The 17,006-nt window shown below is 36.4% G+C and carries 12 protein-coding genes; 1 reads left to right on the forward strand and 11 read right to left on the reverse strand.

Annotation, left to right across the window (positions count from 1 at the left end):
- The first annotated feature begins 461 nt into the window (after positions 1-461).
- Positions 462-1,346: a metallophosphoesterase family protein gene (locus tag ACFIJZ_RS01760; RefSeq protein ID WP_375630853.1), complete on the forward strand. Its 885-nt coding sequence runs from the start codon at positions 462-464 to the stop codon at positions 1,344-1,346.
- A gap of 1,450 nt (positions 1,347-2,796) precedes the next feature.
- Here ACFIJZ_RS01760 and ACFIJZ_RS01765 read toward each other — a convergent pair.
- From ACFIJZ_RS01765 to ACFIJZ_RS01815, 11 genes are all read right to left on the reverse strand, one after another.
- Positions 2,797-3,621: an outer membrane protein gene (locus ACFIJZ_RS01765; RefSeq protein ID WP_273791555.1), complete on the reverse strand. Its 825-nt coding sequence runs from the start codon at positions 3,619-3,621 to the stop codon at positions 2,797-2,799.
- 441 nt (positions 3,622-4,062) lie between these two features.
- A complete protein-coding gene (locus tag ACFIJZ_RS01770; protein WP_375630855.1) occupies positions 4,063-7,008 on the reverse strand; it encodes a bifunctional [glutamine synthetase] adenylyltransferase/[glutamine synthetase]-adenylyl-L-tyrosine phosphorylase in 2,946 nt (981 codons plus the stop codon).
- Positions 7,009-7,085: 77 nt separating this feature from the next.
- A complete protein-coding gene (locus ACFIJZ_RS01775; protein ID WP_273791553.1) occupies positions 7,086-8,468 on the reverse strand; it encodes a HAMP domain-containing sensor histidine kinase in 1,383 nt (460 codons plus the stop codon).
- Entirely contained in the window at positions 8,465-9,151 is a 687-nt protein-coding gene (locus tag ACFIJZ_RS01780; protein WP_273791552.1) for a response regulator transcription factor, read from the reverse strand. The genes ACFIJZ_RS01775 and ACFIJZ_RS01780 overlap by 4 nt, the downstream gene beginning before the upstream one ends.
- 73 nt (positions 9,152-9,224) lie before the next feature.
- Positions 9,225-10,736, reverse strand: coding sequence for a Do family serine endopeptidase (locus tag ACFIJZ_RS01785; protein ID WP_273791551.1), 1,512 nt, complete (start codon positions 10,734-10,736; stop codon positions 9,225-9,227).
- 214 nt (positions 10,737-10,950) lie between these two features.
- Positions 10,951-11,361 (reverse strand): cytochrome c-type biogenesis protein, encoded by a 411-nt coding sequence (locus ACFIJZ_RS01790; protein ID WP_273791550.1) that lies wholly within the window; start codon positions 11,359-11,361, stop codon positions 10,951-10,953.
- Position 11,362: 1 nt separating this feature from the next.
- Positions 11,363-13,342: a heme lyase CcmF/NrfE family subunit gene (locus ACFIJZ_RS01795; RefSeq protein WP_375630858.1), complete on the reverse strand. Its 1,980-nt coding sequence runs from the start codon at positions 13,340-13,342 to the stop codon at positions 11,363-11,365.
- Between the two features lie 7 nt (positions 13,343-13,349).
- Positions 13,350-13,829, reverse strand: coding sequence for a cytochrome c maturation protein CcmE (gene ccmE, locus ACFIJZ_RS01800; RefSeq protein ID WP_273791548.1), 480 nt, complete (start codon positions 13,827-13,829; stop codon positions 13,350-13,352).
- Between the two features lie 77 nt (positions 13,830-13,906).
- Positions 13,907-14,677, reverse strand: a complete 771-nt coding sequence (locus ACFIJZ_RS01805; RefSeq protein WP_273791547.1) for a tetratricopeptide repeat protein — start codon at positions 14,675-14,677, stop codon at positions 13,907-13,909.
- A gap of 234 nt (positions 14,678-14,911) precedes the next feature.
- Complete coding sequence (locus ACFIJZ_RS01810; RefSeq protein WP_273791546.1) at positions 14,912-16,330, reverse strand: ATP-binding protein; 1,419 nt, start codon at positions 16,328-16,330, stop codon at positions 14,912-14,914.
- Positions 16,330-16,995 (reverse strand): response regulator transcription factor, encoded by a 666-nt coding sequence (locus tag ACFIJZ_RS01815; RefSeq protein WP_375630861.1) that lies wholly within the window; start codon positions 16,993-16,995, stop codon positions 16,330-16,332. The genes ACFIJZ_RS01810 and ACFIJZ_RS01815 overlap by 1 nt, the downstream gene beginning before the upstream one ends.
- Positions 16,996-17,006 lie beyond the last annotated feature (11 nt).

Raw genomic sequence — 17,006 nt, forward strand, 5'->3', positions numbered from 1 at the left:
ATAAAAAACATTCTCTTGCGTATTATTAGAAGAGATGCTGTATGGATAGAAACCATCGAAGAAAAGAATGAAATACCTCTTATGAATCCTTCTAAAGCAAGGATTTTCACAAAATTGGGGGAAAATAGTATGATGGTTTTTATTTGCACCTTGTATAAGCGTAGAGATGGTAGTGTACAGTAAGCCCTATATACTTCACAGAAGCTTTCTATTATAGCATCGAATACCGGTCGTGAAATTAGCTCAAACGCATTGAGAAATGTTTTTTTTACAAATATGTGAATGTACAACACAATGATATTCTATTGGGGATATTCTATTGGGGATATTCTATTTGGAACATTCCGCTTGAGGCGTTCTTTTTTGCAAGCTAATTTTTATTTTACAATCTTTCTTGCCTTTAAGCACTAACTTATCTTATGTTTATTCTTTAAATCGTTTTTAATACTCTACGAGCTTTTATGTTTTATCTTGCCCATATATCGGATGTACATCTTTCACCTCTCCCGCAACCTTCCCTCTTCGAACTTTCTGGGAAACGTCTTACCGGTTATCTGAATTGGCAAAAAAAACGTAAGAGTCAGATGGCAACAGACGTCCTAGAAACTTTAATAGATGCCTTGAACAAAACAAAACCTGATCACCTTGTGATCTCTGGTGATCTTGTAAATCTTGCTCTCGATAAGGAATTTGAACAAGCACGTCGTTGGCTACTTAACTTAGGACAACCTCAAGATATTTCTTTGACATTTGGAAATCACGATGCCTATGTCCGCGGCGCTTTCCAAAAAGCATGCACTCTCTTTAAACCTTGGATTACAGGTGACATCCCTCAAAAAAGCGTCTTTCCTTATATGCGCATTCGCAAAGATGTTGCCATCATAGCAGCTTCTTCAGCCATTGCGACACTGCCTTTTCAAGCTTCTGGTTATTTTGGTAAAATGCAAGCGCAAACTTTACCGCTCTTTTTAAAAGAAGCAGCACAGCGCAACCTTTTTCGTGTCGTCATGATTCACCATCCCCCTTTTCCCAATGCAACGTCTTGGCATAAAAAACTACGGGATATAAAACGTTTTCTAAACGTTATCAAATATCACGGTTGTGAACTTATTCTTCACGGACATACTCATTTACCCACATTGAATTACATTGAAGGACCAATTAAAAAAATTCCTATTGTTGGTGTTCCTTCCGCATCACAAGCTTTTGGTGATAAAAAACCACCCGCAGGCTTTAATTTATTTTCCATTGAACGCTTACAAAATCAATGGCATTGCCAATTACAACGTTATAGCATTATCAACCCCAAAAACGAGATTGCATGTACTGAAACAATTAATCTTTAAACACCTTCATAGTTGCCAAAACAACCAAAAACGAAAATATTTTTATTTCATATCCCTTTGGAAATCATAATTCTTATTTCCCTTTTTCTCCTTAAAAGACAAAGTTTCACCTTCTCTGTTAATAGATCAATTTTTCTCAGAGAATTCCATCTGCTGCCCCACTTATGTAACGAGCTTTTTACAAGCTTATTGGTTTTCTTCCTTCCCGCCCTAAAGGACGAAAATTCTACCCCATCTGATTTATAAATAATCCGGATTCTTGTCGCACGGGTTCCAGCTGCTAATTGCGCATGTGATTTACTTCACAAAGCTCTACACATAAACCCTGCTTTAAATTTCATCATACACTCCTCCAAAAGCATCTAATGCGTAAAATCCTTATAATATTACAATGATGATATTTTATAGAATAATAGAGAAGCTCATTCAGCTTCTATACCTGAAAATAGATGACTAAAAAAGCCAAATAATAACTAAAGTATATAATTTAAATAACCCAACCTACTTGTGATTTATAAACAAATAATGTTGATTGATTTATCGTAAATAGATTTGAAATAATCCCTTACTATTTCACTCGATATTTATTATCGTACATTTAAAAAAAATATAAAAAATAATAGATTATATTTCGATAACAGATATAGGTAATAATGTTTTTTATGTCTCGATAAATTCCTAATTTGCTATCTATTTTTTCCTATAAATAAATTTATAATACTCTTTATAATTATTTTATTATTATAAATTATTATTTATAATATCACATAAAATATCTAATAATAAAAATTATAATATGAATTTTTATTATTATTGAGTTATATTGCGGATGTAGTTTTATGTGCTTTAGAATTTTTTTGCGATCTTTTTGTTATTAAATAAAATATTTTACGATAACGCAAAACAGAAAAGTCGATTGTATCAGAGGTCTTTCAAATAAAACAAAACACCATTAAGTTGCCAATTTATGTGTTGGTTTAAAAAAGCATCTTTTACAGCACCCAAACTCATTTCCCGACGGCACCTATGAATGATGTAATGATAAGTCCATTTAGCATCACCATCTTTACGTTTATGGAAAAGCAAGCTAGTATCAAATCTCACACTTTGCCAATCCCCAATGTAGCGACAGCTTTTGGCACTTAAGATGATTCATAAGAAGCATTTTTATTCTTTCTTTAATGTTGTTTATCTCACTGCTCTCCCTCCTTTTGACGTACAAAAGACGCGGTTTTGATTGGTCAACATGGTATAGGTTTAAAATGAGAAAATCTTATGATCCTTGGATCTCTCACTCAACATGACAAAAAGTAAATTATATTTATAAATCAACGTATTGTTCGAATAAAATAGTAGCTCTTTTGAGTGAAGAATATTTTCCAGCGCATATCTGAAAAATAAAAGCCTCATTCGAAAATGAGACTTTTGAATTGTTTAATTCTGCAAAAAATTAAAATTTATAAGCTACACCCACGCGGAAATCATTTGTTTTGTAGCCCATTTCAAATTTATCCTGTATGAACTTTTTTTTGCCAAAATCTGAATAACGATATTCTGCACGCACAATAACATTATCAGTCATTGCAAAATCAATACCACCTCCAAGGGTGTAACCAATCATGGTCTTTTTTTCATCATGCAACCAATCAGAAAAATCAACTTCTCCATTTTTGCTATCAGTAACTAACCCAAAAATATTCTGAAGCTGCGTATAAGCAACCCCTCCGGAAATATAAGGCATCATACGCTCAATCGCAAAACCAACTCTCACCCGTGTAGCACCAGCCCATTTTTGTTTTAAGGTATGACGTACAGCTTTAATACGCCTTGTTGAATCATTCTCATGCAAATCTCTTGTTAGACTTTTTTCTTCTGTAGGTTGTGGTTTTTCTTCAGTTGGACTTTTTTCCGGTAGATCGACATCTTTAGAATCCTTTTTACCAGACCACATAATATCCGTATCAATACCTATAATAAAACTATTATCGATATCAATATTGGAACCTGCATAAACTCCCCCTATAAAACCAGAAAGTTTAGGTAAATTCTCCTTTCCAATTGGATTCCATATCCTTGTCTCATCTTTTAAATAACTTGCAGTTGTTTTACCTGAAAAGTTACCAATCTGTCCTCCAAGATAAAATCCTGTCCAAGAAAAAGCAGGCGCTGCAATAACAGGAACAGGCTGTTCAGGAATAGCGATATCCGACGCCTGTACTACAGAAATTGAAATTAAAGAAAATATAGATGTTGAGGCTAAATACTTTGTAATCATAATTGCTCCCCTAAAAGCTAATGTGATACATAAATAATAATAAATCGTTTCACACTTTTTTCAAAAAATCTATAGCAAAAATGACACAGTTGAAAAATTAAAATCTTATTTATAATTTCCTAAAACTATTAATCTATAGTAGCTTTTATAGCTTCATATTGATCATTATTATCCAGAATTATATAAATAATTATAATATCAATTTTTTGAAAAGAATGAGATAAGGCTCATAAAGCATATCATTCACTAAACTAGTCACTCATCGCTTTTTGTATAAAGAATAATACCTAGAATAGCACATTTAACAGAGAAATTTTTTCATCACACTTGAAAAACCACTAGAGAACTTCACTCTAACCCTCTCAAGCGTGTAGTGAAATAAAAGACAAAAATTAATATAAAAATGGAATTAATAATTTTTATTATTCTTATAGAATTATTTTAATGTTTCATGATTTTTGTAAAAACTGAACAGACCAATTGCCCAGTTTCTGCAATTAATTTTTCAACACGAAGCAAATCAGGTTCCCCAACACTATTTAACAAAAGGTCACTTAATCCAGGTGGCATGTCATTGGGATCAAGAGAATCATTTAAGCAAAGCCGTATAATTTGACTCAAATTTGTATAAAGACGATAGGCATAATGTAAATCAGCAATACATGACTGATTAAGAAAACTGTTTGGTAAGTGATCTAAAATATCCGCTGTCGTCGCTCCAATTTGAAACTCAATGACATGCGTAATAAGAGAAAATTGAGCAATAAACTCCAAATCCATAATGCCACCAGACATCGTTTTTAAATCCCATTGATTTTTTGGCGGCTTTTCTTTTGCAATCAAGGAACGCATTTCACACACTTCTTTTGCAACTTCCTTCTTATCACGAGAAATAGCAATAATTGCACACACTTCATTTTCTAGCTTTTGTAAAAAATCAGGATCTCCTGCAATGCCTCGAGCCCTTGTTAAAGCAAGATATTCCCATATCCATGCTTCTTGGCGATAATACTTTTTAAAAAATGGAAAAGAAACAGCAATAGGTCCTTTATTGCCTAACGGCCGTAACCTTAAATCAACGACATAAAGAACACCTTGGCTTGTAAGAGTGGATAAAGCAGAAACGAGGCGCTGTGCTAAACGCGTATAATATTGAGAAATATAAAGAGGCTTTTCTCCATCAGATATTTCTGCATCATCATCATGTTCATAAAGCAAAACGAGGTCAACATCGGAATCTGCTGTTAATTCACGACTTCCAAGTTTCCCCATACCCAATATGCCAACACGCCCCCCTTTAATACGACCATGAAGACGAGAAAATTCCTCTTGAACGGTAGCAAATGTTTTTGTAATCATAAGATCAGCAAGTGCAGTAAAAGCAAAACCCGCTCTTTCTCCTGTAATTGCACCATTCAAAATTCGAATACCAATCAAAAAACGTTGTTCATCTGCAAAAATCCTTAAATGGTCAAGAATCTCCTCATAAGAAAGAACATTTTCAAGAAAATATTCAAGCCGTTTTTCTAAATACGTTTTTGTTGGTAATTCTGAAAGAATATTTGGGTCTAACATTCCATCAAAAACGTGGGATCTGCGTGTAATAATTTCTGCAAGACGTGGAGCAGCACCCATAATAAGGACAAGCATATCCAAAAGAGAGGGATTAGACTGCAAAAGACTAAAAAGCTGAATTCCTGAAGGTAAGCCCTGTAAAAAACCATCAAAACGCAACATCGCCTCATCAGCTCGTTTTGTCCCACCAAAAGCTTTCAAAAGAGCTGGTGTTAATTCCGTTAATCTCTCGCGTGCTTCGGCTGATTGCGTTGCTTTATAACGACCAAAATGGAGCGTGCGCATAATACGACAAATATCACTTGCTCTTTCGAAGCCTAAACGGCTTAACGTTATTAATGTCTCCGGATCATCTTCTTCACCGGTAAAAACTAAATTACCAATTTCTAAACCAAGTTCTTGCTCATTCTCAAACAGTGCTGCATAATGTTTTTCAACAACCTGAAGTGTTTTTAATAAATCACGGATAAAACTGCTACTGTCTTGATAACCCATTAAATAGGCAACACTTGTGAATTGAGCAGTATCATTTGGAAGAAGATGTGTTTGTTCATCGAAAAGCATTTGAATACGATGTTCCACATTTCGAAGAAAAGCATAACTTTTTATAAGGCTATTTCTCGTTTTCTCACTGATCCAACCAAGCGTGTGAAGTTCTGCTAACATTGCAACTGTCTGACGTCCACGTAATTGAGGAAAACGTCCACCAGCAATGAGTTGCTGTGTCTGAACAAAAAACTCAATCTCACGAATACCACCACGACCTAACTTTATATTATGCCCATAAGCTGCAATTTGACCGTAATTTTTATGCGCATGAATTTGACGTTTGATCGAATGAATATCAGCAATAGCAGCGTAATCTAAATATTTCCGCCATACATAGGGAAAAAGCTCTTTGATAAAGTTAAAACCTGCCCTCTTATCACCAGCAACTGGACGTGCTTTAATCATGGCTGCTCGTTCCCAATTTTGCCCACGCCCTTCGTAATAACGCAATGCAGTCCTTACTGGTAAGGCCAAAGGGGTTGATCCTGGATCTGGACGAAGACGAAAATCAAGACGAAAAACATATCCTTCCGCAGTGCGTTCTTGAATGATACGGATTAATCGGCGTACCATTTTAGAAAATACGTCAACACTTTCAGAAAGATTACCAATATGAGGTGATGTTTCATCAATGAAAACAATAAGATCAATATCAGAAGAATAATTAAGTTCCCCTGCTCCTAACTTTCCCATCCCTAAAATAATTAAACCACAGTCTTTTTCTGGATTCTCACGGCTTAATAAATTGATCTTACCATGATCATGCGCTTCTCTTAATAGAAAACGTAGTGCTACACTTAATGCTGCTTCGCCCAAACGTGTCAACCAAGCACATGAAACTTCGTAAGTAAAAACACCTCCCAAATCAGCTAAAGCAATGAGAACATGCGCTTCTCGTTTTTTGCGCCTTAAAGCAGCCATCAATGAAGTTTCATTTATAGTTTCATCCTTATCGATAGCCGTAATATCATCTATAATTTCGCTCAGCCTTGTTTCTACATCAACATTTAATAAAGCACTAAGATATGATGGATTGGCAATTAAAACCTCACGCAAAAAAGGAGATAAGGTCATAACCGAACTGATAAAATCAATCTGCGTTCCACTCTCTGAAATGATGGAAATAAGCGATTCTAAACCTTCTTTCCTTGCTTGTTCTTCCATGTCTTTTAACCATTGGGAACTACTTTTATCGAGAGGGCATAAAGGGAGAAGCTGTGTTTTTAAAAAAGCTTGTTTCGTCTGCGCTCCCTTGAAAAGCATTTTGCTTTCCTTTCTACTGCTTTATACTTTTAAAATAGTTGTTACGTATGAAAAGAGAAAAGTGAAGAAAAATATCTTTAAGGAAATAACAAAACAGCCCTAAGCCCTGGATTTGCATTTTCAAGTAACAATTCACCCCCGTGAAGCTTCATAACTGCTTTTGCTATACTTAACCCAATCCCAAACCCAGGTTGTGTGCGGCTTTCTTCAAGACGAACAAATCGTTCTGTCACTTTTTCACGTTTATCCTCTGCTATTCCTGGTCCATTATCGCTCACAACAACTAATAAATGTTCATCACGATATTCCATTGATAAGCAAACCTCCGCTTTCCTTTCACCTTTAGACGCATATTTAATGGCATTATCTATAAGATTAAAAATTGATTGTGCAACAAGCTCACGATTCAACTTAAGCTCTTTATCAAATATATTCCCCAACCGAAGTAAAACACCTGACTCTTCAGCAAAAGGTTCGTAAATCTCAACAGCATCCTCAAGGATCAGTTTCATATTCATCATTTCAAGATGCTCAATTGCACTGCTGGCCTCAATACGTGAAATCATTAAAATTGCATTGAACGTACAAATAAGTTGATCTGATTCTGCAATAACCCTATCAAGGACCTGACGATATTCAAGCTTTGTCTTATTTCCTGAAAGCGCTTCTTCAGCACGATTTCTAAGACGCGTTAACGGCGTTTTCAGGTCATGAGCAATATTATCTGATACTTGACGTAAACCAATATTTAACTCTTCAATGCGGTCTAACATAACATTAAGATTGGTTGACAATCGATCAAACTCATCCCCTACTCCAGAGACAGGTAAACGCCCACTGAAGTCACCATCCATCAAGCGCTGTGATGCAGCCGTTACATGATCAATCCTTTGTAAAGCTCTCCTGCCAACAAAAAACCATATGAGTAAAGCGCCTCCAACCATTGCAGCAAGTGCAATGATCACAGCTTTACGAATAACCACTGCAAAACGTTCTGGCTCATCCAAATCACGTCCTATAAGAATCTTCATAGCATTAGGCAAATCAACAATAACCGCCAAAGCGCGATGTTCACTTGTTTTGCCATGTTCTCCAAAACGGGAATACAAAAAAGAGGTAGAAATAAAACCACTCTGATTCAAAAGACCTAATTCAATACGTGCTACATTTCCTGCTAAAATACGCCCCATAGAATCTGTAACAAGATAAAGAAATGCTCCTGGTTGTCTTGAACGATAATCAATAGTGCGCATTAATAAGGATAATCCCCCATAATTATAAGCATTTTCAATATACTTTAATTCTTCATGTAAAGCCTGTTCAGTTTGCTCTGTTAACAATGAAGCAGAAAATGCCGTCATATAAATAGAAAGTCCTGTTGCCACCAATCCAAACAATAAAATGTAAAGTGCTGAAAGCCTTAGCGCTGTCGTGCGCATTATATTAATCAAACGATTCATGCTTTGTTATCTGGTACTTTCAGCATATATCCAGCTCCACGCACTGTATGAAGAAGGGGAACATCAAAATCTTTTTCAATTTTGGCTCTCAAACGGGAGATATGGACATCAATGACATTCGTTTGTGGATCAAAATGGTAATTCCAAACATTTTCCAAAAGCATAGTGCGTGTAACAACCTGCCCCGCATAACGCATCAAATATTCAAGTAAACGAAACTCTCGTGGTTGCAATAGAATGTTTCTATCACCCCGTTTTACCGTATGTGCTAACCGATCAAGCTCAAGATTACCTACACAGTAAACAGTTTCTGCTTCTTTAGGATTTTTCCGCCGTTGTAAAACTTCAACACGCGCAAGAAGTTCAGAAAAAGCATAAGGCTTTGTCAAATAATCATCTCCCCCTGCACGCAGCCCCGTTACACGATCATTAACTTGCCCTAAAGCAGACAGGATAAGAACCGGTGTTTCATTGCCTTTAGCGCGCAATTCAGCAATAATAGAAAGACCATCACGATGTAAAAGCATTCGGTCAACAACCATAACGTCATAATTTTCCGTGGTTGCTAAAGCATATCCCGTATCCCCATCATAAGCAACATCAACGGAATGCCCTACTTCCAAAAAAGCTTTTTCGAGATAATGCCCCGTCTCATGATCATCTTCAATAACGAGTATCTTCATAAAACGTATCTCCATTATTTTATTATGTTGTAGGACAAATATTTAATAAACATTTGTCCTACAAACTAAAGCCTTACTTTTTGAAAATTGGAAGAGCAACAAAACGATTTTGATCATTTGTCCGCACTTGTAAGAGTATAGCCTTTCGTCCTAACTGCTGAGCATTTTTGATTGTGTTAATAATATCAGAGACTCGTTTAACCGGTTTATTATTTACTGTCACAATGACATCACCAGGGCGTATCCCTTTATCTGCAGCATCTGAATCGGTATCGACATCCGTTACGACAACCCCTACACCATCATCAGAAGGCATAACAATCAGACCATAATCTTCCAATGTTTCATCTAAATCACTCTGTCCATTTGAATATTTTGAAGTCTCTTTCTTACTTTCATCTTCAGACATTGAAGCGAGTTTAACCTTGATGCTCTCCTCCTTACCTGATCTCCAAATCCCTATGGTTACCATTTCTCCTGGTTTAATATTTGCAATACGTTTCGCCAGCTCACGCGCATCAGCAATTTTTTCATTATTCACTGAAATAATTACATCACCCGCTTTAATACCAGCCTTTTCTGCCGGTCCTTTTAACGGATCAGTAACCAAAGCACCTTTGGCTTCTTTCAAACCTATTGAATCGGAAATCTCCTTTGTTACCGGCTGAATCTGAACACCTAACCAACCACGTTGAACTGAACCTTTTTCAATAAGTTGTTGTACAACCTGTTTTACAGTCGCAGCCGGAATAGCAAAAGCAATCCCAACATTTCCTCCAGAAGGAGAAAAAATTGCTGTATTAACCCCAACAACCTTTCCATTAAGATCAAACGTTGGACCACCAGAGTTTCCTCTATTAACAGCAGCATCAATCTGAATAAAATCATCGTACACACCAGTGCCAATATCACGTCCACGTGCAGAAACAATACCTGCTGTCACAGTTCCACCAAGACCAAATGGATTCCCAATGGCAACAACCCAATCCCCAACACGAAGCTTTGAATCATCACCAAAATCAACATAGGAAAATTTTCTTTTATCATTCACTTTTAGTACGGCAAGGTCGGTTTTGGGGTCTTTCCCAATGAGCTTTGCATTCAATTCTGTACCATCATCAAGAACAACAGTATAACTTGTTCCATCAGAAATCACATGATCATTGGTCACAATGTAACCATCAGATGAAATAAAAAAACCCGATCCAAAAGCAACAGGACGGAGTCTCTGCGATTGGTGCGGAAATTTATTTTTAGGTTTATCAAAATCATAAAACTCTTTAAAAAATCTTTTTAAAGGATGCTGATCTGGTAATTGATCAAGTCCTGGACCACTAAAAAAGTTGCTAAAGAACCTATCTTCTTTCTTTTTATTGCTCTTTACTTGTACTGCTACAACGGCTGGTTTCACTTGAGCAACAATATCGGCAAATCCCTGTTGTTGCATTAACGAAGTAAATACAGAACTTGCATGAGCCTTTGTCATCCACAAGCTTGATGTACATCCACTAAAAAACAGTGCACTTTCCAATATCGCAGAAAAACTCACTGCGACAAATGTTTTAAAGAAAGCCTTTTTAACCATTTACTCTATGCTCCTATTCAATCATACCTTTATTCCAATTCCGACCACTTATAAAATACCAGACCTTACCGTTTTCTGTCTAAATTATTAAAGTTTTGTAAGGTTTCAGTATTCCCTAATATAATTACAATAAGATTGTATGCTCATTGCAAATGATCTGATTTCTTTTATGGAACATCTTTTTTAATGCAATGACATTTTTGACTGTTCTTTTTCATTCACATAACGCATGATTATTCCGTTTGAAGTGGAAAAATATGATACTTATGCCAGTGATAATAATGATCAAAGGCGAGAACCATAAAAACCAAGTTATTTTATTCAATGGTGGCTTCAAGAGAATAAATTCACCATATCGCTCAACAAGAAAGTCAGTGACTTGCTGATTACTATAGCCCATTTTTAGCCTTTCCCGAATTAAAAGCCGTAAATCACGTGCTAAAGCAGCATCTGAATCATCAATTGATTGATTTTGACAAACCGGACAACGTAAATGCGATGAAATATGGCGTGCTCGCGCTTCAAGAATCTTATCCTTTAAAATCTCATCCGGCTCTACTGCTATTGCTAATTGAAAAGGAAACGTTGCAATTAAAAAAAATACAATCCAAAGAATTTTTTTCATCTCAATGTCTTTTCCAAAAATTTAAAGCAAGCACTACCCTATTGTACATGCCAATGCGAAACCAATACCCCAGAAGAGAAAGACATCCCCCCATAGCCATCATGAATGCCCCTAACCAAATACATATTACATAAGGCTTCCACCATACGTGCACAACAAGACCCCGATTATCGATATGTCCCGGTACAATATATAGCTGCGATAAGCCATGATTTTTCAGACCAACTTCTGTTGTTGATGTATTTTGACTTGAGTAAAATCGCTTTGAGGCTGTTACATGACCCACAATGTTTTTATTTTCATATATTTTAAAATAAAACTCCATTGTCGAATAATTCGAACCAACACCATCATACACTGCATCAAAATGAAGCGTTTTATCCGCTATCGTCACCCTATCCCCTATGTTCATGATTAAAATACGTTCTTGCCCAAAACTTGCCACACAAACAATACCAAATAGTGTAACGCCTAATCCCATATGTGCTATTGCTGCACCAAAAGTAGACCATGGCAATCCAAGAAATCTCTTAACGCGTACTGAAAAAGCTCTCTTGCCATATCCACTCTTTCCCCATAGATCCGCTAAACTGCCTAAAAAAACAAACGCTGAAAGCCCAATCCCTAAAACTGCAAAAATATCACGCACAGATGCCGCATAGAATATTATAAAACAGACGATACCAACGAATACAAAAACAAACCATAACCGTTCAAAAACTGCAAGAAAATCACCGCGTTTCCATGCCATCATTGTCCCAAACGGAACAAACAACAATAGCAAAACCATTAGCGGTCCACAGGTAAGGTTAAAAAAAGCAGCCCCTACAGAAATTTTTTGCCCAGTTAATATCTCAATAAAATAAGGATAAAGCGTACCAATCAATACTGTTGCTGTTATTGTTGTAAGTAACAAATTATTTAAAATAATAAACCCTTCACGTGAAATTGGTTGAAAAAATCTTTCTGTTTTTAAAATAGGGGTGCGCAAAGCAAAAAGAAAAAAAGCCGCTCCTGTAAAAAAAAAGAAAAGCGCAAGCATTGCCTGCCCCCGTGCTGGATCAACAGCAAAACTATGAACAGAAATTAAAAGCCCAGAACGCACAAGAAAAGTTCCCATCAGAGAAAGGGAAAAAGTAAGCAGCGCTAAAAACAAAGTCCAACTTTTCAATATTTCTCGTTTTTCGAGAACAAGAGCAGAATGTAAAAGAGCCGTTCCTGAAAGCCAAGGCATAAACGAAACATTTTCAACAGGATCCCAAAACCAATAGCCGCCCCATCCTAGCTCATAATAAGCCCAATAGGAGCCAACCATAATACCCAATGTCAAAAAACACCAAGAAAGTAAAAGCCACGGACGAATTCCACGCGCCCAAATTCTATCAACATGTCCCATAATCAATGCCGCAACGGCAAAAGAAAAACAAAGTGAAAAACCAACATAACCTAAATAAAGTAGCGGTGGATGAATTGCTAATGCGATATCTTGTAAAAGAGGATTGAGACCATTTCCCTGCAATGCTGGTGGATTCACGCGTAAAAATGGATTGGATACAAAAAGAATAAATAAAAGAAAAGAAGTTGTAATCCAACTTTGGCAAATTAAAACAAGCGTCTTAAAATCTTCTGGCAAATGTTGGCTAAAAAAAGCCATCAATGCGCTAAAAAAAGCAAGACTTAAAACCCATAACAACATAGAGCCTTCGTGATTTCCCCAAACACCTGTAATTTTATAGAGCATCGGTTTTTCTGAATGAGAATTCTCAACAACGTTCAAAACAGAAAAATCAGATACGACATAAGCATAAATTATCACTAAAAAAGATAAAAGTAGTAATGTAAAAGTGATATATGTTAGAGGAACAGCTGTTTGCATTAACAAACGCTCTCTCCACCAAAAACCTAAAGCAGGTAAAAACGCCCCTAATAAGCTTACTGAAAATGCTGCAGCTAAAAAAATATGACCCAGTTCGACAAGCACAATCGAATTATTTCTCCATAATGTAATGTTTTTTCAAACGATCAGCTGTTTCTTTAGGCATATAAGTTTCATCATGTTTTGCTAAAATACGCATCCCTATAAAAAAGCCCTGTTTATCGAAATGCCCTTCTACAATCACCCCCTGACCTTCACGAAAAAGATCCGGTAAGGCACCATTGAAAACCACTTTTTCATGTTTTTTGTTATCCGTTACAAAAAAAATAACTCCTCTCTCTCCAACATATTGAACGGTTCCCTTTTCAACAAAGCCACCCAAACGCAAAGGGCGCTCCGTTAAAATATCTTCTCTTGTAATTTCAGAGGGCATTCTAAAAAAACTGACCGCATGACGCATTGCATACACTATGAGACTTGCTGCAATTGTCATAACCAAACAACATAATAATATGATCAGTAAGCGCCTTTTTTTTCGCTGCTCTAAAATAACCTTCCATGAGGCAGAACTCTTTAAAGATTGACTGTTCATAGACACTCTGCGAAAAAAGTTTAAATACGTTATAATTAAGTATCAATATTTTATTTTTTAAGAGCTTTGCACATCTTCTACATAGGTGCAAGATTTCTTTTCTCTGTATGCTCACTCGATAAATCACGTAACTGAATCATCATTTTTTTAACACGTGATTGTCCTGAAAAATTTTCAGGCATTGTATCAAGAAAGCTTTGTAAAAATTGCACTGCCTGCGCAGTTTTTCCTGCTTGATGCAATGCATCGGCCAACAACAAACGTGGATAAAAATCTGTTGGGGCTAAATCTGCTGCTTTTTGAAAGGCATTTTGCGCTTCTTGCGTTATCACCCCCCCTTCATAACCAACCAATGCTAAACCGTATCCGACAAGCCTTGGAGCTGTTTCGCCATTCAAACGAAGTGCATCTAAATAAGTATTCACAGCTTCTTGAAAAAGGCTTTCTTCGAGATACCCTACCGCTAACGCATCTGCTAGCTTGCCATCGTGAGGTGCACGGAAAAAAAGCACTTGTAAACGAATAAGCTTTTCTTGCTTACTGAGAGTTTTAGGATCCTTATCCATTAATTCGCTAAAAAAATAACTTTTCACTTCTGGATTGCCTGTCAGCCCATAAATACTCCATGTCATCAGAAGAACAAACAAAATACTCAAAGCCTTAAGAATATTTCTTTTTTTATAATTCATATAAAGCTTGTTAAACTCAATCATACGCTTATGGCTTCTATAACCATCTACGGTTTCAACTGTCCATTCTTTCTTTATCTCATCGTCAAAACGTAGTGAAAGAAAAAGAATACTTGCCAGAAAAGTCAGAAAAAATGCTGCAAAAATTAATAAGAGCATATCGTTTTTTTCCAATACGAACAGAGAATAACTCGCTTACATTTTATCCTCTTCATGAGAAAAGTAATGTGAATTAATAAAAATTCATTTTTTCATGGAGAATATTATAAAATATCTATCATATATATCAATTAAGCAAAGAAACTAAAAACAATGTTTCCCTACTCTTTATGTATTGTCTAAAATACTGCTTTATAAACTTTATAGACATTTCTTGCTTAAGAAGAAAATATGTCATTCTCCCATCTTAGGTAACAAAACTTTTGCATACAATCCACCCAAATCAGAACGTGATAAAAAGAGATTGCCACCATATTCACTGACCATATCTGAAACAATTGCTAACCCTAAGCCTGCCCCTAGTTTACTTTCATTAAACCGCCGCCCTCTTTTTAATGCTTCATCAATTTTGTCTTCTGTTAAACCAGGACCATCATCTTCTACAAAGATACTAAAATATTCTTTTTCTTCAACATTTTCTTCTAAACAACAAGAGATCAAAACCTTTGCTCGAGACCACTGAGTAGCATTTTCAATCAAATTCCCTACAATTTCTTCTAAATCTTCCTTCTCTCCAGAAAAAACAATATCATCAACATCCATAATAAATTGAATTTGTTTTTCAGGATTAAGCTTTTTCATAACCCGCACCAAACGTTCAAGCACACTGCGAACAGACGTATGATAGACAATACTATCGCATTGTGCTGCAATCCGTGCACGCTGAAGATAATGATTGATTTGAGCTTGCATTATTTGCGTTTGCTCTCTCAACAAACAAGCCTTTTCTCCGCGCATCTTATCTGTCTCATTCATAATCACAGATAGAGGCGTCTTCAATGAATGCGCGAGATTACCAACTTGTGTGCGAAATCGCTCAATAATACGCTGATTATTATTAATGAGAGCATTCATCTCTTGTACAAGCGGCATCACTTCGCTTACTAAATCCGTATTCACATAATGAACTCTTCCTTCGCGAATATCATTCAATGCGTGTCGAATAAGCTTCAACGGTTGAAAACTAAAGAAAATAATAGCAATATTAATAAGAACACTCCCGATACCGAAACTCCAAAGAAAAATTTGCAAAGTTCGCGTAAATTCCTTTACCTGGGCATGAGCTTCATCGATATTCCCAACAAGCCGAAAACGTGCAATATGATTTTTATTATCAAGAACAACATCACTCTCAATCACTTGTAATTTTTGACCATTGTTCCCCGTTATCCGATAAGAGCGAAAGAATTTATTGTCAAAAGGTATATCAACATCACTTGGTGTAAATATCTCGCCTGTTCCCAATGAGGGGGATGTCAATCTTCCTTTTAAATTATGGGATATCGCAACAACTTCCCAATACCATCCTGTTGTTGGATCAGAATAACGAATATCATCAATCCCAGCCCCTCCTATCAAAGTACCTTCCGATGACACCGTCACTGTTGCAATAAGACTGTAGAGTTGAGCAGAAAGGATACGCTCTAGGCTTTGTTCAGTTGAACGCTTATAAAATAAAATACTTACTGCAGAAATCGATAAAAGAGAAATAACAACCCATAATGTTGATAAGATCATAACACGTAAACTGAGAGATCGAGTAATTACAAAAAAGAACCTCCTACACCAATTATTCTCTTCAAAAACATTCATTAATCACCTAGCATTCTCACGCGATACCCCATTCCTCGAATAGTTTCAATCAAATCCACTCCAAGCTTTTTCCGTAACCGACCTACAAAGACTTCCACCGTATTCGAGTCCTTATCAAAATCCTGATCATAAAGATGTTCAGTAAGCTCTGTTCTTGAAATGACCCTGTCACAATGATGCATGAGATACGAAAGCAGTCTGAATTCATAAGATGTTAGTTTAATCAATTGACCATCTACAAAAACACGAGACGTCTTTGTATCCAACAAAACATTTCCGCAACATAATGCACTTGTCGCATGTCCCGTAGTGCGACGAATTAATGCTCGCAAACGTGCCATCACTTCCTCCAAATGAAATGGCTTCACAACATAATCGTCAGCTCCAGCATCAATACCGTGCACCTTATCAGACCAACGGTCTCGCGCCGTTAGCATTAAAACAGGCATGGAGAGCCCTTCTTGACGCCACTTTTCAACAACACTAATACCATCAATCTGCGGTAAACCTATATCAAGTATCACCGCGTCGTAAGACTCTGTGCTCCCTAAAAAATAAGCTTCTTCACCATCGAAAGCACTATCGGAAACATATCCTGCACGTCTTACAGCTTCTGCTAATTGATGGTGAAGATTCCGATCATCTTCAACGATTAAGATACGCATCACAACACCAT

Origin of the sequence: Bartonella sp. CL70QHWL, from assembly GCF_042194855.1 — a bacterium.
Classification (GTDB): domain Bacteria; phylum Pseudomonadota; class Alphaproteobacteria; order Rhizobiales; family Rhizobiaceae; genus Bartonella.